We start from the raw sequence: 22,346 nt of genomic DNA, 5'->3' as shown, positions 1-22,346 counted from the left end.
CGTCTAAGGTCCTGCCGGGGGTGACGCCGACGGCCGAATCACCGCCTCGGTGAGCGTGCCCACCGGCGCTGCGACCCTGTCCAGCGGCATTGGACGTCTCGACATCCTCGGCGGACACAGTGACCTGCTGGTTGCCGGATTCGGGGCTGAGTCCCGCCTCGCGTTGGTACTTCTCGACGAAGTCGACGAGTTCGGGTCCACGAGGGCGGCGGCCGGGCATGATCGTACCGGCCACGTACTTGCTATTCTGGATGTAGACGTTGGGGTCCATCGTCACACCGAGCAGGTCGTTGGCGGAATCGCCTTCGACAACGGCACCCTGACCGCCCACGCCCCAGTGGTAAGGCAGCCCGATCTGGTGGACCGTCTTCCCACCGATCGTCAGCGGGGTCATCCGCTTCGTCACGAGGACACGGGCCTCGATCGCCGCCCGCGGGGAGACCAAAGTCGCCCAACCGTAGGACTCGAGCCCCACCTCGGCGGCGAGTTCCGGTGAGATCTCGCAGAACATCTCCGGCTGCAGCTCCGACAGGTACGGCAGCCACCGGGACATGCCTCCGGCCGTGTGGTGCTCGGTGAGCCGGTAGGTCGTGAACACATAGGGAAAGACCTCGGATCCGGGCACCCCGGCACCGGGGGCGGACAGGTTGTCCTCACGGCGCATGACCATCCGGGTCGGACTGTTCTGCTGTGAGTACAGCGGGTTCGCGACCGTCGATTCCTGCGGCTCGTAGTGGGTGGGAATCGGCCCGTCGATCATGCCGCTGGGTGCGAACAGCCAGCCCTTGCCGTCGGCCTGCATGATGAAGGGATCGTCACCGTCGAGATTCGCGGGACCGCCATAGGCGGCATCCGAACGGGCGGCGGGTGCGCGGTCGATCGGGAAGTCGGGCACGTCCTTGCCCGTCCACTTCCCGGCCTCCTCGTCCCACCACACGAACTTCTTCCGCTCCGACCAGGGAGTTCCGTCGGGTGCGGCCGAGGCACGGTTGTATAGCACGCGCCGGTTCGCCGGCCATGCCCACGCCCATTCGGCGGCGGTCTCGTCCTGCTCGTCGCGCGGTTTGCGGCGGGCGGCCATATTCTGGCCTCCCGCGTAGACGCCGGCGTAGATCCAGCAGCCTCCGGCGGTGGAGCCGTCATCGGTCATCTGGTTGAAGTTGTCCAGCGGCTCACCGTCGCGGTCACCACCGATGAAGTAGCCGTTGATCTCCTTGACGACCGCCTCGGCGTCGACTTCGCCTTCCTCGTCGACTGGGTAGTCCCAGGTCAAGTCGAGCAGCGGCCGATCCCGCGGATCGTCGGAGTCCTTGAGTTTCTCGCGCACGGCTTGGCCGAGTTCAAAGAAGAAGTCGAGTTCGCTCTGTGCGTCCCCGGGCGGATTGACGGCCTTGTGCCGCCATTGCACGAGACGCTGGGTCTGCGTGAAAGTGCCGGCCTTCTCCGTGTGGTTGGCCGCAGGCAGGAAGAACATCTCGGTGTCGATGTCCTCGGTCTTCAGCTCCCCGGTCTCGATCTCGGGGCCGTCCTTCCACCAGGTGGCGGATTCGATGAGGCTGAAGTCGCGAACGACCATCCACTTCAGGTGGCTCATCGCCATGCGCTGCATGCGCCCGTTGGCCGATCCCACGGCCGGGTTCTGCCCGAGCAGGAAGTAGCCGTCGACACCGTCGTTGAGCATGCGCACCGCGGTCTGATAGGTGCCGTGCGCGCCGTTGATACGCGGCAGATAGTCGAAGGCGAAGTCGTTGTCCGCGGTGGCAGCATCACCCCACCAGGCCGTGAGCAGGCTGGTGGTGTAGGCACGGCCGTTGGCCCAATAACCCTTGTGGGTCTCCGGCGTGCCGACGGCGGCGACGTAGTCATCGAAGGTGTCGTGGACTCCGGAGCTGGGCATCGGCAGGTAGCCGGGCAGCAGATTGAAGAGGGTCGGAATATCGGTCGATCCCTGGATCGTCGCGTGCCCGCGCAACGCCATGATTCCGCCGCCCGGGCGACCCATATTGCCCAGCAGGAGCTGGAGGATCGACGCGGTGCGGATGAACTGCGCACCGAGGCTGTGCTGGGTCCAGCCGACCGCGTAGGCGAAGCACGTGGTCCGTTCCCGACCCGAGTTCTCGGTCACCGATTCGTAGAGGTAGTCGAAGTCTGCGGGTTTGATTCCGCAGTTCTCTTCGACCATCTCGGGCGTGTAGCGCGAGTAGTGGTGTCGCAGGATCTGGAAGACCGTCTTAGGGTCCTCGAGGCTCGGGTCTCTAAGCGGAGCACCGTGCTCATCCGTCTGGTACGACCACGTCGAGTTCTCGTACGAGTTCGTGTCCGGGTCGAAACCGGAGAACAGTCCGTCGAGATCTTCGGTGTCGACATAGTCGTCGCTGATGAGGTTCGCGGCGTTGGTGTAGGCGCGCACGTACTCGTCGAAGTAGCGGCCCTCGGTCAGGACACGGTTGATGAGCGCACCGAGCAGCACGATGTCGGAGCCGGCCCGGATGGGCACATGCTTATCGGCGATCGCGGTGGTGCGTGTGAATCGAGGATCGACGTGGATGACGCGGGCACCACGGGCCTTGGCCTCGCTCACCCATTGGAAGCCCACGGGGTGGCACTCGGCCATATTGGAACCCTGGATGATGATGCAGTCCGCATTCGCCATATCCTGGACGGGTTGTGTGGCGCCGCCGCGCCCGAACGAAGTTCCCAAACTGGGAACGGTGGCGGAGTGTCAAATACGCGCCTGGTTCTCGATCTGTATCGCCCCGGCCGCGGTGTAGAGCTTCTTGGCGAGGTAGTTCTCCTCGTTGTCGATGGTCGCCCCGCCGAGGCTGGCGATGCCCATCGTCCGCCGCAGCGGGTGGCCTTTGTCGTCGAAGTCCTCCCAGTGGTTGCGGCGAGCTTCGATGAATCGGTCGGCGATCATGTCGATCGCGGTCGACAGGTCGATCTTCGTCCAGTCCCTGGCCTTCGGAGCCCGGTAGAGGACGTCGGTGACACGACCGGGAGCGTTGACGAGCTGTTCGCTGGCTGCGCCCTTCGGGCACAGCCTCCCGCGTGAGATCGGTGAGTCCGGGTCACCTTCGATCTGCACGACCTTGTCATCCTTGACGAAGATCTTCTGTCCGCAGCCGACGGCACAGTACGGGCACACGGACTGGACGACCTTGTCGGCCGTGACCGTGCGTGGGGTGGTGTCCCGAGTCTGCTGGGACACGACGGATTCGCCGCGTCCCGTCTTATCCGACGTGCGCAGCTGCCGGAGTACCGGCCACTCGAGGAAGCTGAACCGAGCCATGGCACCACCATAGTCCCTCACAGGGCGGAAATGCACCAGGTGAGACCGGGTTTTCGACCCCATCTCAAGGGGTTGGGAATCGCCCGGTTCACCGAGGCGGCCGCGCGGTCATGATCGACCGCGCGCCCGCCTCGGTGCTGGGTGCCTTGTTCGGGTCTCTGGGTTCGCTGAGTTCAGACCCGGCGGGCCAGGAGGATCGCGTCCTCGAGTTCGGCCGGTTCGCCCGACGGCGAGGTCACCTGACGGGTGCGGGTGTCGGCGAGTTCGATCTCCCACCGGTGCGGGCTGGCGCCGATGAGGAGGGCGAAGTCCCCGTTCGGGCTGACCAGTTCATGGTGGTGGTCCATGCCGTGCTCGAACTTCTCGCTGTGTTCGGCCGCCCACGGCGGCATCGTCGCATGGGAGACGAGCAGGAGAGCCCCGCCCGGTGCCACGTGGGCGGCGACGCGGCTGAGGAGCTCTTCCCGGGTATCGGGCAACCGGGTGTGGAGGAAAGATCCGGTGACGAGGTCGAAGCCGCCTCGGCGGTCGGGGTCTTCCGGTTCCCAGGTGGAGACGTCGGCGACGGCGAAATCGGCGGATATTCCGCGGGATTCGGCGGCCCGGTGGGCACGGTCGATGGCCGTGGTCGAGAGGTCGATGCCGGTGGCGTCCCAGCCGTTCTCGGCCATCCAGATGACGTCGGCGCCTTCTCCGCAGCCGACGTCGAGGACGCGGCCGGGGGTCATCTCGGAGACGACGGCGACGAGGGATTCGTTCGGGTTTCCGGACCAGATGGCGTCGTCGGATTCCGCGTAGCGCTCTTCCCAGGCGGCAACGGAATCGGGCACGTCGGTGTTGTCGGAGTGATCGTTGTGGCTGCTTGTCGCGGTCACTTGTCGACGCCCGGGTCGGCGGGGATCGAATCGGGGGCGGCGCCGTCCGCGCCGTCGGTCTCTGCGGCAGCGGCGGCTTCCTGCTTGGCCAGTTCGGCACGGACCTCGTCCATGTCGAGTCCCTTGACGGCGGTGATGACCTGTTCGAGCTGCGGGGCGGCGAGCGCGCCGGGCTGGGCGAAGACGACGATGCCCTGGCGGAAGGCGACGAGGGTCGGGATCGAGGAGATCGCGAAGAGTCCGGCCAGCTGCTGCTGGGCTTCAGTGTCGATCTTGCCGAAGACGATGTCGGGGTTGGCCTCGGCGGCCTGTTCGAAGACCGGGGCGAACTGCTTGCAGGGGCCGCACCAATCGGCCCAGAAGTCGAGGAGGATGATCTCGTTGTCGTTGATGGTCGACTCGAAGTTGTCTTGCGTGATTTCGATCGTAGACATGCGGCCCAGTCTAGGAGCCGCGGATGAATATCGCCTGGACGGGGTGGGGCAGACGGCTGTGGGCCCGTTCGGTCGAGGTCGCCCGGTCCGTGTCGGGTCTCGGCCGGCCCGGCTCGCTCAGTCGAGGGCGTCGGTGATCGGCTCGTCGGCGTTGATGGCGGAGAACACGGCGTCGGCGTCGGCGGACTTGACCACTCGGTTGGGGTTCTCCGGTGCCGGTGCCCACGGCATGATCTCGAACGTGATGTCGTCTTTGTCCACGGAGGCCACCGTCGTCGCCATGGAGGCGAGCGCCTTCACCGAGTTGAGCTCGTCGTCGACTCCGAGGGTGGACGTCACCGCGTCGAGGAATCCGTAGAGCCGATCGGGTCGGGTGAGGACCTGACCGCTCTTGGCCCGGTCGATGATGGCCTCCATGACCATCTGCTGATTGCCCATGCGCGCGATGTCGCTGCCGTCGCCGACAGCGTGTCGGGTCCGGGCCAGGGCGAGGGCGTCGTCACCGCGAAGCGTCTGCTCGCCGGCGGGAAGGTCGAGGTTCGCCTTCGGGTCCTTGAGCGGTTCATCGAGGTCGACGGTGATTCCGTCCAGGGCGTCGACGATCGCTGCGAACCCGTCGAAATCGACGTTGATGAAGTGGTCGACGCGCATTCCCGTGAGCACCTCGGCGGCCGAGACCGAACAGGCCGGTCCGGCATTGAGGGCCGAATTGATCATCCCGTGCATGGCCTCGGAGGCCCCGTGGCCGGTGTCGTTGCAGGCCGGGATATCCATAATCGTGTCGCGCGGGATCTGGACGGCGTCGATCCGGCTGGCATCAGCGGACACGTGGGCGAGGATCATCGCATCGCTGCGGGCGCCTTCGGCGCTGCCGAATCCCTGCCCCGAGGCGGCCCCGCCGTCCCCGTCAGCATTCGGATCGGAATCTCCGGAACCGTCCTTCGTCGAAGCGAGGTCCCGGGTATCGGAACCGATGATGAGGATGTTCGATTCGTCCCCGAGCTTCTCCGGAACGTCACCATCGTGGGCACGCAGCGGAGAGGACGAAATGTTGGCACCGAGGTTGTGCACCGCCGCCGCGACCGTCACGGGCGCGCCGATGATGAGAACGGCAGCCATGGCGACGAAGGTGCGCCGCCGCCGGTATTTCGCGGCGAGGCGACGCTGTCGGCGGGGTCCTGGCGGCACTGGGGCCTCTCGGTTGTCCACGGTTCGGGTGCTCCTGCGTCCGGGGTCACGGTGGATTGCATACAAAACGGAATGTATACAATCCTAATCGTCTGTGCGGCCGGGAGCACAACCCTGTGTGCCATCTCTCGATCTTCCGAGCCGTCCGGTCCACTCCGGCCGGCACCCTGCATGCCGCATCGGTCGCAGACGCCGATTCCGCCCGTAATGACTCGGTCGAAATCACCAGCAGGACAATCACTCTGTTAAGCTGGGATCGTTCCCGCACAGAAATGTGCGGAGCAGATGGTGTTCGAAGAGCAGGTAGGTTCGCTCGTCACCATGTGTTTGTCCGTCGGCGCGTGTCTGCCTTCCGCGCCCCTCATGATTTTCCAGTTCCCAGTTCAGTCGTCTGACGACTTCCGTCCAGCACTTTCGAGCGCATGATCGAAACCGAGAATCCCCACGATTTCGTCTGAGACAGAGACCTCACATCAGAGAACTCATCCTCACCTTCGATTCCGCGCCCTCGGTTCACCCACAGATTTTCGTTGGATCTGCGTCTGAAGATCCAGTCCAGCCAGCGGGAAAGCCGGATCCAGCAATGGGTTCGACCATCACGATCGCAGCAGCGGTCATCAGTTAAAAAATAAGGATACAAAGATTATGGCAACAGGTACCGTGAAATGGTTCAACGCGGAAAAGGGTTTCGGATTCATCCAGCCTGACGACGGTTCGGCTGACGTGTTCACTCACTTCTCCGCGATCGAAGCCACCGGCTACCGTGAGCTCACCGAGGGTCAGAACGTCGAGTTCGACTCGGAGATGGGCTCCAAGGGCCTGCAGGCAACCCGCGTCCGCGGCCTCTGAGACTCTTTGAGAGTCTCACCTAGAGACTTCTGAGATTCACCAGCGACCCTGCGTTCACACACTTGGTGTGAACGCAGGGTCGCTGTCATCCCCTCCCCAATTACTACCTGACGGCGGCTGAGCAACCTGGCGCCAGGTATCTGGGCCGCCGTCACCGTCGTTGACAGGCGTACTTGCTCTATTTAGAGTCGGTGCCAACGACCGTGAACCGTGACCGCGGAGGAGCAATGAAGCACTCGAGACTCACGCGCTGGATCGTCGCATCAGTTCTGTTTGCCGCAGCCTGCATATTCAGTTCCCAGGTGACTACGTTCCATGACTTTGCCGCGCTCCTGTGGCTCGTCGCCCTCGTCCTACTGATCACCGCCACAACCCTCGCAATCATCCGCGAGCGCCGCCGACCCCGCCCGACCTGATCGCTGCTCCCGCATCTCTTGCTACCTGACGGCGGCTGAGCAACCTCGCGCCAGGTATCTGGGCCGCCGTCGGGTAGTAAAGAGGGATCAGTGGTGGGATAGGAAGGTGCGGAAGTCATCGACTCCGCTGAGTTCGATATCGTCGCGACGGCCAGCCTCCCAGGACTCGCGGGTCAGGCGCCAGCGTTGGATGAGTCCCGGTTCGCCTCGGCGGATGTCCCATTCCACGCCGTTGTGCTCATAACCCAAAGTTTCCGACACCTTGTTCGATCCGATGTTGTCGACGAAGGCATCGGATCCGGCCTCCCTGGCCCCGAGACCCGCGAACGCAAGATGGAGCAGCGCGCTGCGCATCTCCGTACCGAGGCCCCGTCCACGCACATCCGTCGACAGCCAGGAGAAGGAGGAGAACGTGCCGCAGGAGTCGAACTTCTCCGCAATAAGGTCCTGCATCCCCACGCCCTCGCCATCGACGAGCACGGCGAACCCCAAACGGAACTCAGCGGGAGAGAATCGTCCACGTCCGCGCCACACGCTCTGCAACCATCTGCTCACCCGCACGTCCGGGTCGGATTCGTAGAAGGACATCGGATCGTCGTAAGGCGCGGGTTCGGCGAAGACCTTGCCCTCTCGAACGAGAGGGGCAAGTGCTGCAAGCATCGCATCGTCGGCGCCGACGAGCTCGAGTCGGGGAGTCTTCACCCGGATCTGCAGTGGCGGGTAGCCGATCATGGAACCAACCTAAGTCAGCCGGATCGAATCCACAATGGTCCGGCGACTCCGGGTAGCGTGGAGATCGACTCCAGGATGCCGATGACAGGTGGTGGCCCATGACCGAACCCGAACGCCCGACCCCGACGACCGTTGTCTTCGACCTCGGAAACGTTCTCATCGGCTGGGACCAGACCGGACCGTTGGCCGATCGCATGAGTGCCGAGGAATGGCATTCCTTCGCCGAGGCGGCCGACTTCCCCAGCCTCAACACCGCAGCTGACTCCGGCGTTCCGATCACCGAAATCGTCGCTCGCGCCTCCGAGGCGGACCCCAGCCACGGTGAGATCGTCGCCGGCTACTACGAGAACTTCGTCAAGTCCCTGACCGGCCCGATCGACGGCATGGCCGAGGTCGTTGCGGAGCTGCGAGACTCCGGTGTCCGGATGTTCGGATTGTCGAACTGGTCAGCTGAGACCATCCACCATGCTCCGGTTGTGGCACCGGCGATCAGCGAACTCGAGGACATCGTCGTCTCGGGCGAAGTCGGCCTGGTCAAACCCGATCCGGCGATCTTCGAGCTGGCTCGCGACCGCTTCAGCCTCGACCCGGTCCGGACGCTCTTCGTCGATGATCTGCCCGCCAACGTGGAGGCGGCCGAACGACTCGGCTTCGTCGGGCACGTATTCACCGATGCTGCAACGCTGAGAGACGACCTTCGCCGACTGGAACTTCAAATCGGTTGAGTGTTCCGATCCGACACCAGAACTACTGTTCCCTGCTTGACGGTCGAAGCTCCTCCAAAGCACGGAGGCGGTCGATCGCCCCGTCGATCTTGGTGGCAGACTCGTGGACGATCGACTCCACCAGCGCCAGACAACCGACCTGGCTGTCGAAGAACGATACGTCGACAGCCGCCTGCAGTACGACGTCTGCGATGCCGGCGATCGGTGACAGCCACTGGTCGGTGACCAGGGCAACTGTGGCGGAGCCTCTCCTCGCAACCTCAGCTGCTTCGAACAGATGGTCCTGATAGCGCCTTACGTCAAGCACCAGCAGCACATCCCGGCGACGCAGGTCGGTCACTGCGTGCAGATCGCGCCCCATCGGGTCCTCGAGGAATTCCACACCTGGTCGCACCTTGGACAGCTGCAGTTGTGCCAATCGGCCCACGAGTCCGCTGTAGTGCCCCCCAACGACGACGACTCGGTTCGACACCTTGGACAGCAGATGAACAAGCCGATCGATTTCGGTTTTGGGATTCTGCTGGAAAGTGCGTGTGATGAGAGTTGCACGATCGGCTCCGATGCGGAGGTACTCGTCGGCAGAGTCTCCCCGAACCGACTCAGCTTCCGCTCTCACCAGCGGACTGGCTGATCGCGTCGTCAGCTCGGTTCTCAGGAGTTCCTGCATTTCGACAAAACTGTCGAACCCGAGGTGCGCACAGAACCTGATGACCGAAGCGGAACTCGAATTGGCCGCACTCGCCAGGGACGATGTCGTACCCAAGCCGGCGCTCGGATAGTCGGCAAGGAGCGCCCGAGCAATCCTTCGCCCAGTGGGGCTGAGCGAGTCCATTGACGATTTGACTCTCTCCGCGACCGTTTCCATCGTGAAGACCTTTCGATACATGAAACATACGTTCCAAATGTGATCTGAATTGCAGATATGAAATCAGTATGCCAAGCTGTTCTCGCTCAGCACAAATGAAGGGAACACGACATGCCCGAAACCGTCCTGCAGTCTTTTGGACAGGGAACCGAACCGCTTCTCATTGTCCATGGAGGCGCGGGTCACCGCTCGATGCCCTTGACCGCAGACGGTACGGCAAGCGCGCACGCCGCGCTGGAGAGGGTACTCGCAGCTGGCTACGCGGTACTCACCGACGGCGGATCCGCAGTCGACGCAGTCGTCGCCGCCGTCCGTGAGCTTGAAGACTCCCCAGACTTCAATGCTGGTCACGGTGCCGCGCTCACGGCGGCAGGAACCGCTGAACTCGATGCTTCAATCATGGCCGGCGATGGCGCATCGGGCGCGGTCACCGGTGTCACCACCGTGCGCAATCCCATCACTGCCGCAAGAGCAGTGATGGACGACTCCGAGCACCTCCTCTTCGCCGCACCGACGGACGAACAGTTGTCCACCTGGGAGATCGAGACTGCCGCCCCTGAGTACTTCATCACCGAAAGGAGGTTGCAGGAGCTCGCCGCTTTTCAGGAGCACCCGAATCCTGCATTCCAGCATGGCACGGTCGGTGCCGTCGCCCGTGATGCTCAGGGCAATCTCGCAGCGGCAACGTCAACCGGCGGGATCGTCAATCAGCAGCCTGGCCGGGTCGGTGACACTCCGCTGATCGGGGCCGGAACCTTTGCGGACAACCGAACGCTTGCGATCTCCTGCACCGGAACCGGGGAAGTCTTCATGACCGAAGTAGCAGCGCACAGCGTGCACGCCCGAGTTGCTGTCGGCGGATCTGCGCCAAACGAAGCTGTCGTCGCTGTCCTCGACCGAATCGCCGCACGCAATGGTATGGGAGGAATCATCGTCGTCCCGTCCGAAGGGGCGGGTCTAGCCGCTTACAACAGCGGCGATATGTTCTACGGGTCATCAGACTCGACAGGTTCGCACACCCACGTGTGATCCTCATCTGCAGCGCTGCAGGTAAGTGGTGCTCGATTACTGGGTTAGGAGAAATATGTCAGTTCAAGCACCAACCGACGAGGATAGGCAAGGTCGGTTGTCTCGGGCAGTGATGAAAGCCCTCGAAGCGGTGGACCGAGCAGGAAACAAACTGCCGCATCCGTTCTGGATATTCGTGGGCCTGGCTATTGCGATCGCTCTGCTCAGCGCATTGTTCGCTCGATTGGATCTGTCATCGGTCAATCCGACAAACGACGAGACCGTGGTGGTCAAGAGTCTGCTCACTACCGAGGGCATCCAGATGATGCTCGACGGCGCGATCGAGAACTTCGTGAATTTCCCACCCTTGGGGCTGATTGTCGTTGTCGCGTTGGGAGTCTCCGTGGCAGACGCGACTGGCTTGTTGCCCTCTCTGATGCGGGGGATGTTATCAACGGTCAATCCGCGTTATGTGACGTTCATGATCGCTATCACTGCCATGGCAGCCCAGATCGCTGGCGACGCGGCTTTTGCTGTGATGATTCCCCTGGCTATGATCGCTTATCGAGCGGTCGGTCGAAGCCCGATCATCGGAGCTGTCGTTGCTTATGTCGCCGTGGGTGGTGCGAGCAGTGTTGGTCTCATCCCCACCGGCACGGATGCCGTGTTTGCCGGCCTGACAACGGCAGCTGCTCACACGATCGATCCGAACTACAGTGTCAATCCTCTGTCGAACTACTATTTCTCGGCGTCGTCGTCGATCGTGCTGGCACTGTCGATCACACTGGTCGTCGAACTGGTCGTGGCCAAGAGAGTTGCTGCACTCGAGGCGGCTGAACCTTCGATCGACGCGGATCCGCTGCCGGATATGAAGCTCAAGGACTCTGAGCAACGTGGCATGATCGGCGCAGGCATTGCCACGGTCCTCTTCTTCGGTCTGCTCGTCCTCGCTGTCCTACCGACAGGGTCACCGCTGCGCGGCGACAACGGAAGCATCGTCGACTCGCCCCTGATGAACAATATCGCCGTCATCATGATGTTGTTCTTCACCACAGTCGGCATCGTCTACGGTGTCCTCGTCGGCGCGATCAAGAAGTTCAGTGACATTCCTGAACTCATGGCTCCTGGCGTGTCAGCTCTCGTGCCGGTGGTGGTTCTCTTCTTCGCTGCGTCACAGTTCCTGGCGTACTTCAAATGGACGAATATCGGCCAAGTCATCGCCATCGAAGGCGCTGGTCTGCTCGACCGACTAGGCGCCGCACCGATCGTCATATTCGTCGTCGCTGTGCTCTTCATCAGCTGCCTCAACCTCATATTGACGTCAGGGTCGGCCATGTACGCCTTCGTGGCGCCGGTTCTGGTCCCGATGCTCATGCTGCTGGACATTGCTCCAGAAACCACCCAAGCGATGTTCCGGATCGCAGACGCCCCAACGAACAGCCTGACTCCGATGAGCCCCTACTTCGTCCTCGCACTCGGATTCATCCGACAGCACAGACCCACGGCCGGCGTCGGTACTCTGATGTCGTTGGTTCTTCCGATCGCCCTGGTGAACCTCATCGTCTGGTTGGTGCTGTTCATCCTGTGGTATCTCATCGGACTGCCGTTGGGTCCGGGCGTATCTGCCCGATAGAGTCGCATCCGGTCCGGTGAACGATCACACCAGCAGGTCGGTCGTCTTTGCTGGAGGTCGCAGGGCTCCTCGTCCGTCGGTCGAGCCGTCGTTCAAGGCTGTTACCGTGAACTCATCCGCGTCAGGAGAGTCCACCCGCGCCCTGAGCACAGGAGACCAGGTGAAGACACCAGCATTCCTCGACTCCATTGATTCCCAGCTGGACTGGCAGCGTGCGGTCTACAAAGACCTTCACCGCCATCCTGAAGTCAGCCTCGCAGAACACAAGACCGCTGAGCGCATCGAGTCCGAACTCACTGGTCTGGGACTCGATGTCAAGCGTATCGGATGCACCGGTCGCGTCACGGTGATCGAGAACGGGGAAGGGCCCACCGTCCTGGCCCGAGCCGATATCGATGCTCTCCCCGTCACCGAGGACACCAGGCTCGACTTCGCGTCCGAGGTCGACGGTGTCATGCACGCCTGCGGTCACGATATGCATGCCGCCGCCCTCCTCGGCGCGGTCCGACTGCTCAATGAGAATCGTGATGCCTGGTCAGGCACGTATATCGCGCTCTTCCAACCGGCAGAGGAGAACGCGGCCGGAGCGAAGGCGATGATCGACGACGGGCTGACGGACAAGGTTCCGACCCCCGATGTGGCCCTGGCCCAGCACGTCATGCCGCTGTCGGCCGGCAAGATCTTCACCGCTGCCGGACCGGTGATGTCGGCCGGGGATTCGGTGAAGATCACGATCTTCGGCCGCGGCGCCCACGGGTCCATGCCGCACCTGTCCGTCGACCCCGTGGTCCTCGCGGCCTCGATCGTTCTGCGTCTGCAGACGATCGTGTCCCGGGAGACCGAACCGGGTGAGTTCGCCGTCGTCACGGTCGGTGCGTCGAACGCCGGATCGAAGTCGAACATCATCCCCGACCGGGCCGAGTTGCTGCTCAACGTCCGCACCTACGACACCGCGGTGCGCAAGCGGGTGATCGCATCGATCGAGCGGATCGTCCGCGGCGAATGCGAGGCCGCCGGAACCCCGAAGGAACCGACGTTCGAGTACTTCGACCAGTTCCCGCTGACGGACAACAGTGAGACCGTCAACGAGACCGTCACCGAGGCGCTCACCGAGTTCTTCGGCGCCGGGGCGGTGCTCGAGGCAACACCGGCGACCGCGTCGGAGGACTTCAGCGAACTGCCGAACGCCTTCGGCATCCCTTATACCTACTGGTTCGTCGGGTCGTTCGATGCCGAGAAGTACCAGGCCGCCGAGGAGGCCGGAACGGTCATCACGAATGTTCCGGCCAATCACTCGCCGTTCTTCGCCCCCGTCATCGAGCCGACTCTCGAGATCGCGACGAAGGCACAGGTCGTCGGCGCCCTGTCTTACCTGGGCGGCTGAGGGATACCCTGTCAGGGAACCTCTGAGCCGCGACGACGGTCCCTCCTACGAGAACTTCCCGTGTGGTTCGGGCATCCGGTCTCGGTCGTAGGCGATCGTCGAATACCCGTGGGGAATCGGAGTGCCGGCCTCATCGACCCCGACGAACACGATCTTGTCGATGCTGAGGATGGATCTGCGAGTGATCATATTGCGCACCCTCGCCTTCATCGTCAGTGAGATGCGTCCGAAGAGGGATCCGTTGGCGTTGAGGCCCTCGGGCCGCACCCATTTGCGGGTATGGAAGTCATCCCCTCCACATCGTGGCGGGCGGAGCTCTCTGTGGGCTGTGCGATCGCTGTCATGGGCTCGGGTTAGCGCGGCGTTGTTTCGCCCTCACTTCGATCGCGTCACCGCTTTTCGACGTCATCCTTCATCGCGGTGAGCCTCCGCCGGATGTTCAATCGCTGGAAGTCCGCGAAGCTCCGTCCCCGTGTGGCGATGTGGTCGCTCCGGTGTTCTCCGGACTCCATCGGGCCATCTGGGTCGGATCGGCAACCTGCTCCCAGAGCGCTACGGCGTCCGTTTTGATCATCAGGCTGTCGCTGATCTGCATCGTGCGTGTCATCGCTGTCCCTTCATCCCTCGTCCCACCCTAGAGGCACACGGTAGCCTGACGTCTATGCACCCTCCCCGGACGTCTCGGCTGCGACTGCGCGAGATGTCGATGACCGACCTCGATGACATGGCCGCCCTGCTCGGCGATTCCACGGTCATGGAGTTCTATCCGGCACCCAAGGATCGCGCCGAGGCGGCAGCATGGATCGCCTGGAACATGCGCAACTATGCCGAGCACGGGTTCGGACTGTGGATTGCGGAGACCCATGAAGGCGAGTTCATCGGCGACTGCGGCCTCACCTGGCAGACCGTGAATGGGACCCCTCATCTCGAGGTCGGATATCATGTGAGGACCGATGCTCAGTGTCAGGGCTTTGCCACCGAGGCGGCCCGGGCCTGCCTTGACCATGCTCGCGACCGCGGAGTCGCTCAGCACCTCGTCGCTGTCATCCACCAAGCGAACCGAGCGTCTCAACGGGTCGCCGCGAAGCTCGGCATGCAGCGCAACCCTGCGCTGCGGCACGCCTCACCGATCCACGAAGTGTTCTCTCTGGACCTGTCATCGCCTTCCGCCCCGCCGCAGAGTTCTCCTCAGACTGACATCACTCGGCAAGTTCGCTGATCAGCACGCGAGCAAGGGCTCCGAGACGAAATCGCTCGGGGATCACGGTTCTGATGCCCTGTTCATGCAGCGGCGCTGCGGTGACGTCGCCGACTGCTGCCGCCACCACCGATTCATTGAACGCCTCGATCACGGCCGGCAGCAGTCCCTGCTCCTCGGCTGCTGAGAGGAATGCTGCCGCCCCGGGTGCCGAGGTGAAGGCCACAGCATCGCACCTGCGCTCCGCGACCAATCGGACCGCGTCGACCACGGCAGCCGGGTCGGGGGCCGGACCCCACCGGTAGATGACGAGGGAGCGGACATCGGCGCCGGCTGCGGCGAAGACCTCATCAAGTCCGTCGGCGCCGGCACCGTGATGCTGTACGGCGATGCGCTGACCGTCCACACACTCTCCGAGGAGGACTTGCTGGATCTCTGCGCTCGTCTCGGATTCGGCGACCCAGTGAACCCTCAGTCCTGCCGCTTGGATCGCTCCGCGTGCCTTGGGGCCGCGGGCGAATATCCGTGCTCCGGCGAGCATCGAGTGCCACTCCTCGCGCAGACCCGCGGCTTCAGCCACGTCGCCCCAGCCGGTGAATCCGACTCCGGTCGTGACCACGACGATGTCCGGCCGGTCCTCGATGAGTTCACGGGTGCGGGTGACGAGTTCAGGGTCGTCGATATGCGGGATGACGGACAGGGTCGGGGCGTGCACGATCTTGGCACCGTGACGCTCGAGGGCGGAGGCAAGCTGTCCCGCGCGCCGCTGAGCTGTGAGCACGATGCGACGTCCGGCCAGTTCGTCGCCGACGTCAGTTTGGGGCTGGTTCATGCTCACATCCTGGTCGCGCCGCCTCACCGGGGCAACTTCCGGCCTTCGAGAGCAGCCTGGTGGGCGAGCATCTCATCCTGGAGTGCCTGAACGACCGCGGCGATTACCGGACGACGCATCGAATCGGGCCTGAGCACCATCCAGTAGGGCAAACGTTCGGCCACCGAGTCGGAGAAGAGCCTGACGAGGTCGGTGTGCTGGTCGGCCATGAAGCACGGGAGGAATCCGATTCCGGCACCCGCACGCGTCGCTTCGACGTGAACGAAGACGTTCGTCGAGGTCAGTGCATCCTTCATCTCGGGAAACAGCCGCCTCGGCGCATCGAGGTCGTCGACCTGGAGCATGGAATCGACGAAATAGACGAGCCGGTGGTCGCTGACTTCCTCGACCGTGGCCGGGAAGCCGTTGGCCGCCAGATAGTCGCGTGAGGCGTAGAGGCCGAGTTCGTAATCACCGAGCCTGATGGCCTCCGCCCGGTGCACGCGCGGTTCGCCGACGACGACCTCGATGTCGAGACCGGACCGCTGCTGCAGGGCCTGCCTGGTGACGGTGACGATCTCGACGCTCAGCCCGGGATGCCGACGTCGCAGCTTCGAGACCGCCGGGGAGGCGATATAGGCGCTGAACCCATCAGTCGCGGTCATCCGCACCACTCCGGACACCGTCTCCGGGCCCTGTCCGGGACTCTCGAGTTCGGCGACCGCAGTCTCCATCTGCTCGGCCACCGCGACGGCTCGCTCTCCGAGTTCGGTCAGTTCCCATCCATCATCCGAACGGGCGAGCACGCGTCCGCCCAAGGCCTTCTCCAAGGCGGCGATGCGGCGGGAGACCGTCGAATGGGTGAGCCCGAGATTGTGTGCCGCCGTCGTGAACTTTGCGGTGCGGGAGACGGCCAACAGCACAAGCAGATCGTTGGGAGTGGTGTCCATGTCAGCCATAGTGGCACACCCCCACGACCGACACCGGGTCGTCAGCGCCCTGACTTCGGGTCGTCAGCGCACGTGCTGCTGTGACGGCGCACGCGTCCAGCGCAGCAGAAGCACGATGAGGCAGATGAGGAATACGATCCCCGAGGTGACCAGCCCGGTGACTAGGATCCCGATATCGGCGGGCAGATCGACGTCCTCGGCCGGTTTGGTCGGTGCCTTCCCGCCCGGATCGATGAGGACAGAGATCGTATCGCCTTCGTCGAAGCCGTCGAATCCGTCCTTGCCGCGGTAGATCATCGGTTCGGCGACCGGACTGCCGTCAGTGCGTTCGAGAGAGTAGGTGTGCGTGTAGACCTTCCGAGCGTGCCTGCCGTTCGAATTGTGTTGGGTCGTCACGTCGACCTCGTGGTCGACGATGACCACTTCGGTGAGCTCGCCCGCCTCGGACAATGCCACATCCTCGGCGAGCATCACCGTGCCGATGAGCGCGATGGCGACGAACGGACCGGTGTACCAATACGCCCAACGCGTGCCCATGATCGCCCGCGTGGTCAACGTGATGCCGACGAAGAAGACGCACCCGAGGATGATGGTCACCAGCAGCACGGACGCGAACAGGTATCCAACGGTGAAGACCAGGCCGATGCCGATGAGGAAGACGACACCGGTGATGACGATGCTCAGCGGGTTCCGGCTGCCCTGGTTCCAGCGGCTGGAGCTCGCACTGCCGCTCATCACTGCGGCATGTTGACGAACCGGGACTTCGCGCCCTGGAACGCCACGGGGATGTCCATCGTCGGACCGGCACGGTGCTTGGCGACGATGATGTCGGCCTCACCGGCACGTTCGTGTTCCTTGTCGTACATGTCCTCACGGTGGATGAGGAGGACCATATCCGCGTCCTGCTCGATCGACCCGGACTCACGCAGATCGGAGATCATCGGCCGCTTGTCCGTGCGCTGCTCGCTGCCGCGGTTGAGCTGGGACAGAGCGATGACCGGCACCTCGAGCTCCTTGGCCAGCAGCTTCAGCGAACGGGAGAACTCCGAAACCTCCTGCTGCCTGGATTCGACGCGCTTGCCCGAGGACATCAGCTGCAGATAGTCGACGCAGACCATCTGCAGATTGTGCTGCTGTTTGAGCCGTCGGCATTTCGCGCGGATCTCGGTCAGTGCCATGTTCGGAGAATCGTCGACGAACAGAGGCGCATTGTTGATCCGGGCCTCGGTCGCGGCCAAGGTCGTCCAGTCGTGCGGGCTGAGTTCGCCGCGACGCAGGTTCTGCAGCGGGATCTCCGATTCGGCCGAGAGCAGACGCATGACGAGTTCGTTCTTGCCCATCTCGAGCGAGAAGAACACAGCGGCCGCATCATTGTGGATCGCGGCCGAGCGGATGAAGTCGAGCGCCAGAGTCGACTTGCCGACACCAGGACGCGCGGCGATGACGATCATCGTGCCCGGGTGCAGACCGTTGGTGAGGTTGTCGAACTCGGTGAAGCCGGTGGGCACACCGGCAGTCTGCCCGTCGGTGTTGCCGTTGCGTTCGATCTCCTGGGCCACCTCGCCGAGGATGTCGGAGAGAACGACGTAATCCTCAGTCGTATGGCGTTCGGTGACCTTGTAGATCTCCGCCTGAGCGGAGTTCACGACGTCATCGGTGTCACCCTCGGCGTCGTAGCCCATCTGCACGATGCGGGTGCCGGCCTCGACGAGGCGGCGCAGGACGGCCTGTTCGCTGACGATCGCGGCGTAGTAGCCGGCATTGGCGGCGGTCGGGACGGAGGAGATGAGGGTGTGCAGGTAGGCGGCGCCGCCGACGCGGGAGAGGTCACCGGTCTTCGTCAGGTAGTTCGCCACCGTCACCGAGTCCGCTGGCTCACCGCGGGAGTAGAGGTCGAGGACCGCCTCGTAGATGGTTTCGTGAGCGGGCTTGTAGAAGTCGTCGCCATTCATCGTCTCGACGCAGTCGGCGATGGCGTCCTTCGACAGCAGCATCGCACCGAGCACGCTCTGCTCTGCCTCGACGTCCTGCGGAGGGGTCCTCAGACCGTCATAGCCCTGGTCGTTGCTCACTCGATTTCCTCTTCCTCACAGCCGTGTCGACACACCCTCAATCGGTGCGCTCCAACTGTACCCGGAGACCCAATGCTGGTCCCACCGAACCGATGCCGACCATCGTAGGAGCCGCCACTGACTCGAAACCGAGACGGCCCACCCTCAACAGGCAGCCGCCTCGGCGACGGTCCAGGTCACGGGTCCGGTAGGCGACTTACTCCCGACTCCGCCCGGCCGTCGCCACGGAGTGCAGAATCGGCTTCGTCAGCTGCAGTCCGCCGCGGATGATGACGATGCCGATGACCACTGTGAGCAGGATCGTGAGGAATGTGACCGGTTTGAACACGAGCGCGGCACCCGCCAGGGGCAGAACGAGAAACAGTCCGAGTCCTCCGGCCAACAGGGACACCCAGACCGCCGGGGCCATGACGGCCCGCACCAGCGCCCGATGCAGCAGCTGCGGATCGGCGCCGGCAGCATAGAGGTCGGAGAAGGTGTCGGCCCTGTCGTAGATGTCGGCGACCTGGTTGATCACTGCCGAGACGGCGATGAGCACGATGGCGATGCCCATGACGAGCAGCACCCCGGTGAACAGGTCGTGGAAGAGATTGACCTCGGGGGCGCTCGCCGACTGCGGATCGCCGCCTGCAGCATCGAGCCCGACCTGCGTCAGCGCCACTCCGGATCCGCAGACGGCAGCGGTGAACGAGGCCATCGCCAATCCGGATACGCGTCGCCAGAACCGTTTGGGTTCGTCGGAGACCAGACGGGCCGCGATGAGGCGGGCGGGAGTCTTGGCGCGACCGCCGGACAGGTGTGCGAACCAGCGGACGAGGAGTCCGCCGAGGAGGTCGACGACGACGAGCCCGAGAACGAAGAATCCGACCACCAGGCTCAGCACGATCCCCGCGCCGAAACCACCGCTCTGGGTGAGCGCGTACACGACCGGCAGCAGGCAGATCGCGAGCATCGTGACGATGACCTTGGCCACGGGGAACTTCCGCTCCAGGCTCTTCGTCCGCACCCCTAGCGGGGAGACCGCGACCTTGCGCAGGCCCAGCAGCGCCGAACCCGCGCAGACCAGTGCGAGGAAGACGACCACGAGGAGGATGAGCCACGCAGGCATGAGCATGTTCGCGTACCCGATGGGTTCACCCATGAAGTGGATGAAGCTGACCGGCAGCGCCAGCCCGAGATACCCGAGCACCCCGAGGATGATGCCGGCCAGGGCGGGAATCAGCGGTTCGGCCACGGCGAGCGCGGTGATCTGGGAGCGCTGGGCCCCGAGCAGCGACATCGTCGAGAGGCGTTCATCCTGTCGGCGTGCCGACAGCGTCGCCGATGCCGAGGCCAGGGTGGAGGCGGGGATGATCAGCAGAGCCGTAGCCAGCCCGGCCAGGGTCTTGTACATGATGTCGAAGCCCTGCTCTGCGGGATCCGGGCTCGGTGGGACCTGGAAGAACATCCAGGCCCCGGCCGCCACGGTGAGGAACAGCGTGGCGCACGCGAAGAACGCCGCGGTCACGAGCACGGAGCTCGGCGACGTCAGCGATCTCCGTCCCAGGACGAGGGGAACTGCTGCGAAGGACGTGGACATGGTGTCTCCTCTCAAGCCACGGCCGCCTCGGCGGTGGCCCGGTCCTCAGGGGTCGCCTCGGCGAGGGTGCGGTTGTCGGGATCGATCTCGGTGACCCGGCGGACGAGCGGGCGGGTGGCCTGCAGTCCCAGCCACACCATCACGACCCCGGCCACGAGAACGGCGGCGACGGTTCCGATGGTGAATGGATCGCCGAGGTCGCTCACCGAGGCCATGAGCCAGGCGAGGATCCCGCCGAGGAACAGGGAGACGACGGTGACCAGCAGGATCGGCGACATCACGGCGTTGACGGTCACCCGGTGCATCATCTGCTGGGTCATTCCGGCGGCGTGGAGCTCACGGTAGGTGGTGGCGCGGTCGAGGATGTCGGCGGCCTGGTTGATCGTGGCCGAGACGATGACGAGGACGAATGCGATGACCAGGGTGAGGATGAGACCGGTGAAGATATCGTCGCCGAGGTGGACGTAGGGGTCCATAACGGCTCGGTCCTCCGCATTGAAGTCCTCCTGACCGCCGCGCATCATGGCCGTTCCCGCCCCGCCGACGACGGCGATGAAGGTGATCATCGACAGCCCCGCGACCCGACGCCAGTATTGGCCCGGGGCGTCGGCGATCATTCCTGCCGCCATCACCGAGGCGGGACCGCGGGCGATTCTGCCGGCGATGCCGGCGTGGATGCGGATGCACAGGACGCCGAGGACGCTGATGAGCAGGAGGGTGATGCCGATCGTGGCGATGCTGTACATGATCGTCACCGCCATCGGGAGCTCCATCTGGGTGGAGATATAGGTCGCGATGGCCACGATGAGGATGAGCACGATAGCGGTGATGACGCGGGCCAGGGGGAATCTCCGGGGCAGCGACCGGGTGCGCACGCCCAGCGGGGAGATCGTGATCTTGCGCAGGCCGATGAGCGAGGCGATCAGGCACACGGCCAGCAGGCCCGCGACGACTGCGGCGAGCAGCCAGACCGGCATGAGCAGGGCCTGAAAGCCCAGGGGTTCGCCGACGAAGGTGATGAAGCTGAGCGGCCAGGCGACCAGCAGGTAGCCGCCGATTCCGGCGAGGATGCCAAGCGAGGCGGGGATGAAGGGTTCGGCGACGGCGACGAGGCGAATGGTGCTGCGTTTCGCGCCGAGCAGGGACAGGGTCGAGAGTCGTTCGTCCTGGCGGCGAGCGCTCAATTTCGCCGAGGCGACCCCGAGGCTGGTCGCGGGAACGATGAGGAAGACCGTGGCGAGGACGGCGAGGAGCTGGTAGAGCTCGGCCACCTCGGCGTATCCGGAGACGTCGGGGCGGTCGACGAACGCCCAGGCGCCAGCGGCCACGGTGAGGAAGATCGTCGAGCAGGAGAAGAAGGCGATCCCGACGAGCCGCGACGTCATCGAGGTCAGGGTCTGCCTGGACAGGAGGATGGGAAGGATATTCATCACTGTGCGGCTTCCTGCATTGCCGAGTCGGCGACGATGCGACCGTCGGCGAGTCTGACGACACGAGAGCAGCGGGCGGCGACGTTCTCATCGTGGGTGACGACGACGAGAGTGGATCCGCGGCCGACGGTGGAGCCGAGCAGCTCGGAGAGGACTTCGGAGGAGGTGCGCGAGTCGAGGGCACCGGTCGGTTCGTCGGCGAAGGTGACGACGGGCTGGGTGACCTGGGCGCGAGCGATCGCGACTCTCTGCGCCTGGCCTCCGGAGAGCTGTCCGATCCGCTTGTTCACGTGCTCACTCAGTCCGAGACGATCAAGCCAAGCCCGGGCGTGCTGCGTGGCGTCCGCGCGATTCATACCTGCGAGCATGGCGGCGAGCGCGACATTGTCCACGGCCGTGAGCTCGGGCAGGAGCAGCCCCTGCTGGAAGACGAAGCCGAAGACCTCCCGACGCAGAGCTGTGCGGCCGGATTCCTTGAGGGAGGTGATCTCGGCGGCGGCGCTGCGATCGGTCGGCGAGAGGCGGATGCGACCGCTGTCGGGACTGATGATGCCGGCCAAGCAGTGCAGCAGCGTCGTCTTGCCGGAGCCGGACGGTCCCATGATGGCCAGGGATTCGCCGAGGCCGATCGTGAGGTCGACTCCGTCGAGAGCGTATGTCTGGTTGAAGTGTTTCGTGACGTTGCCGGCGGTGATGATGGCGGGGTGCTGGTTGACGGGCTGCTGTGCAGGGTTCGGTGAAGAAGTCATGTCTCTATGTTTTCGCCCAACGATCCTTGGCACTATGCGGTCAGCCAATCAGCCGGGGAGGGATTTCCCAACCTCCGTTGACGGAAACCCCCTTGCACGAAGGTCCGTGTCGGCGACTGTGCGCCGACGATCTATTGACAGGCAAGTGAATACTTGCCT

19 protein-coding genes and 2 pseudogenes are annotated in these 22,346 nt (G+C 64.1%); 6 read left to right on the top strand and 15 right to left on the bottom strand.

Features of this window, described 5'->3' with window-relative positions; all coding sequences use genetic code 11:
• Positions 1–103 precede the first annotated feature (103 nt).
• The 4 genes and pseudogenes from fdnG to BLU88_RS02880 all read right to left on the bottom strand — a co-directional run.
• Positions 104–3,289 (bottom strand): annotated as a pseudogene (gene fdnG / locus BLU88_RS02900) (formate dehydrogenase-N subunit alpha); the annotation flags it as partial.
• A gap of 173 nt (positions 3,290–3,462) precedes the next feature.
• Positions 3,463–4,119, bottom strand: coding sequence for a class I SAM-dependent methyltransferase (locus BLU88_RS02890; RefSeq protein ID WP_092017099.1), 657 nt, complete (start codon positions 4,117–4,119; stop codon positions 3,463–3,465).
• Between the two features lie 41 nt (positions 4,120–4,160).
• A complete protein-coding gene (gene trxA, locus BLU88_RS02885) occupies positions 4,161–4,598 on the bottom strand; it encodes a thioredoxin (RefSeq protein ID WP_039211761.1) in 438 nt (145 codons plus the stop codon).
• A 117-nt stretch (positions 4,599–4,715) separates the two neighbouring features.
• On the bottom strand, positions 4,716–5,807 hold the full coding sequence (locus BLU88_RS02880; protein ID WP_231939553.1) for an LCP family protein: 1,092 nt from the start codon (positions 5,805–5,807) through the stop codon (positions 4,716–4,718).
• Between the two features lie 624 nt (positions 5,808–6,431).
• On the opposite strand from BLU88_RS02880, the gene BLU88_RS02875 reads away from it, so the two are divergent.
• On the top strand, positions 6,432–6,635 hold the full coding sequence (locus BLU88_RS02875) for a cold-shock protein (protein ID WP_025776564.1): 204 nt from the start codon (positions 6,432–6,434) through the stop codon (positions 6,633–6,635).
• A 503-nt stretch (positions 6,636–7,138) separates the two neighbouring features.
• Here the strand turns inward: BLU88_RS02875 and BLU88_RS02865 are convergent.
• Positions 7,139–7,783, bottom strand: coding sequence for a GNAT family N-acetyltransferase (locus BLU88_RS02865; protein ID WP_092009824.1), 645 nt, complete (start codon positions 7,781–7,783; stop codon positions 7,139–7,141).
• Positions 7,784–7,881: 98 nt separating this feature from the next.
• Between BLU88_RS02865 and BLU88_RS02860 the strand changes: the two genes are divergently transcribed.
• Positions 7,882–8,508 (top strand): HAD family hydrolase, encoded by a 627-nt coding sequence (locus tag BLU88_RS02860; protein ID WP_092009822.1) that lies wholly within the window; start codon positions 7,882–7,884, stop codon positions 8,506–8,508.
• A 22-nt stretch (positions 8,509–8,530) separates the two neighbouring features.
• Here the strand turns inward: BLU88_RS02860 and BLU88_RS02855 are convergent, their stop codons facing one another.
• Positions 8,531–9,124: a MurR/RpiR family transcriptional regulator gene (locus BLU88_RS02855; protein ID WP_231939552.1), complete on the bottom strand. Its 594-nt coding sequence runs from the start codon at positions 9,122–9,124 to the stop codon at positions 8,531–8,533.
• A 33-nt stretch (positions 9,125–9,157) separates the two neighbouring features.
• Positions 9,158–9,373: pseudogene (locus BLU88_RS19105) on the bottom strand (MurR/RpiR family transcriptional regulator); the annotation flags it as partial.
• Positions 9,374–9,484: 111 nt separating this feature from the next.
• Here BLU88_RS19105 and BLU88_RS02850 point away from each other — a divergent pair.
• The 3 genes from BLU88_RS02850 (at position 9,485) to BLU88_RS02840 (ending at position 13,398) form a co-directional block, all read left to right on the top strand.
• Complete coding sequence (locus BLU88_RS02850; RefSeq protein WP_092009818.1) at positions 9,485–10,402, top strand: isoaspartyl peptidase/L-asparaginase family protein; 918 nt, start codon at positions 9,485–9,487, stop codon at positions 10,400–10,402.
• 55 nt (positions 10,403–10,457) lie between these two features.
• Complete coding sequence (locus BLU88_RS02845) at positions 10,458–12,014, top strand: AbgT family transporter (protein WP_231939551.1); 1,557 nt, start codon at positions 10,458–10,460, stop codon at positions 12,012–12,014.
• A gap of 160 nt (positions 12,015–12,174) precedes the next feature.
• Entirely contained in the window at positions 12,175–13,398 is a 1,224-nt protein-coding gene (locus BLU88_RS02840; protein WP_092009813.1) for an amidohydrolase, read from the top strand.
• Between the two features lie 45 nt (positions 13,399–13,443).
• Here the strand turns inward: BLU88_RS02840 and BLU88_RS02835 are convergent, their stop codons facing one another.
• Positions 13,444–13,665, bottom strand: coding sequence for a hypothetical protein (locus tag BLU88_RS02835; RefSeq protein WP_092009811.1), 222 nt, complete (start codon positions 13,663–13,665; stop codon positions 13,444–13,446).
• Between the two features lie 394 nt (positions 13,666–14,059).
• Between BLU88_RS02835 and BLU88_RS02825 the strand changes: the two genes are divergently transcribed.
• On the top strand, positions 14,060–14,617 hold the full coding sequence (locus tag BLU88_RS02825) for a GNAT family N-acetyltransferase (protein WP_092009809.1): 558 nt from the start codon (positions 14,060–14,062) through the stop codon (positions 14,615–14,617).
• Here the strand turns inward: BLU88_RS02825 and BLU88_RS02820 are convergent.
• The 7 genes from BLU88_RS02820 to BLU88_RS02790 form a co-directional block, all read right to left on the bottom strand.
• The gene (locus BLU88_RS02820; RefSeq protein ID WP_092009808.1) at positions 14,598–15,428 is read right to left on the bottom strand and encodes a uroporphyrinogen-III synthase; all 831 of its coding nucleotides are present in this window, start codon (positions 15,426–15,428) and stop codon (positions 14,598–14,600) included. The genes BLU88_RS02825 and BLU88_RS02820 overlap by 20 nt on opposite strands.
• Before the next feature lie 23 nt (positions 15,429–15,451).
• Complete coding sequence (locus tag BLU88_RS02815; RefSeq protein WP_092017095.1) at positions 15,452–16,357, bottom strand: LysR family transcriptional regulator; 906 nt, start codon at positions 16,355–16,357, stop codon at positions 15,452–15,454.
• Positions 16,358–16,420: 63 nt separating this feature from the next.
• Positions 16,421–17,092, bottom strand: a complete 672-nt coding sequence (locus BLU88_RS02810; RefSeq protein WP_092009806.1) for a hypothetical protein — start codon at positions 17,090–17,092, stop codon at positions 16,421–16,423.
• Positions 17,092–18,429, bottom strand: a complete 1,338-nt coding sequence (dnaB, locus tag BLU88_RS02805; RefSeq protein WP_092009804.1) for a replicative DNA helicase — start codon at positions 18,427–18,429, stop codon at positions 17,092–17,094. The genes BLU88_RS02810 and dnaB overlap by 1 nt, the downstream gene beginning before the upstream one ends.
• A 196-nt stretch (positions 18,430–18,625) precedes the next feature.
• Positions 18,626–20,008, bottom strand: a complete 1,383-nt coding sequence (locus tag BLU88_RS02800) for an FtsX-like permease family protein (RefSeq protein ID WP_092009802.1) — start codon at positions 20,006–20,008, stop codon at positions 18,626–18,628.
• A gap of 11 nt (positions 20,009–20,019) precedes the next feature.
• Complete coding sequence (locus BLU88_RS02795) at positions 20,020–21,438, bottom strand: FtsX-like permease family protein (protein ID WP_092009800.1); 1,419 nt, start codon at positions 21,436–21,438, stop codon at positions 20,020–20,022.
• On the bottom strand, positions 21,438–22,187 hold the full coding sequence (locus BLU88_RS02790; RefSeq protein WP_092009798.1) for an ABC transporter ATP-binding protein: 750 nt from the start codon (positions 22,185–22,187) through the stop codon (positions 21,438–21,440). The genes BLU88_RS02795 and BLU88_RS02790 overlap by 1 nt, the downstream gene beginning before the upstream one ends.
• Positions 22,188–22,346: the final 159 nt, after the last annotated feature.

It is taken from the genome of Brevibacterium siliguriense (assembly GCF_900105315.1).
Classification (GTDB): Bacteria; Actinomycetota; Actinomycetes; order Actinomycetales; family Brevibacteriaceae; genus Brevibacterium; species Brevibacterium siliguriense.
Note: the sequence above shows the minus strand (reverse complement) of the source record. Positions and strands in the feature narration are given on the sequence as shown.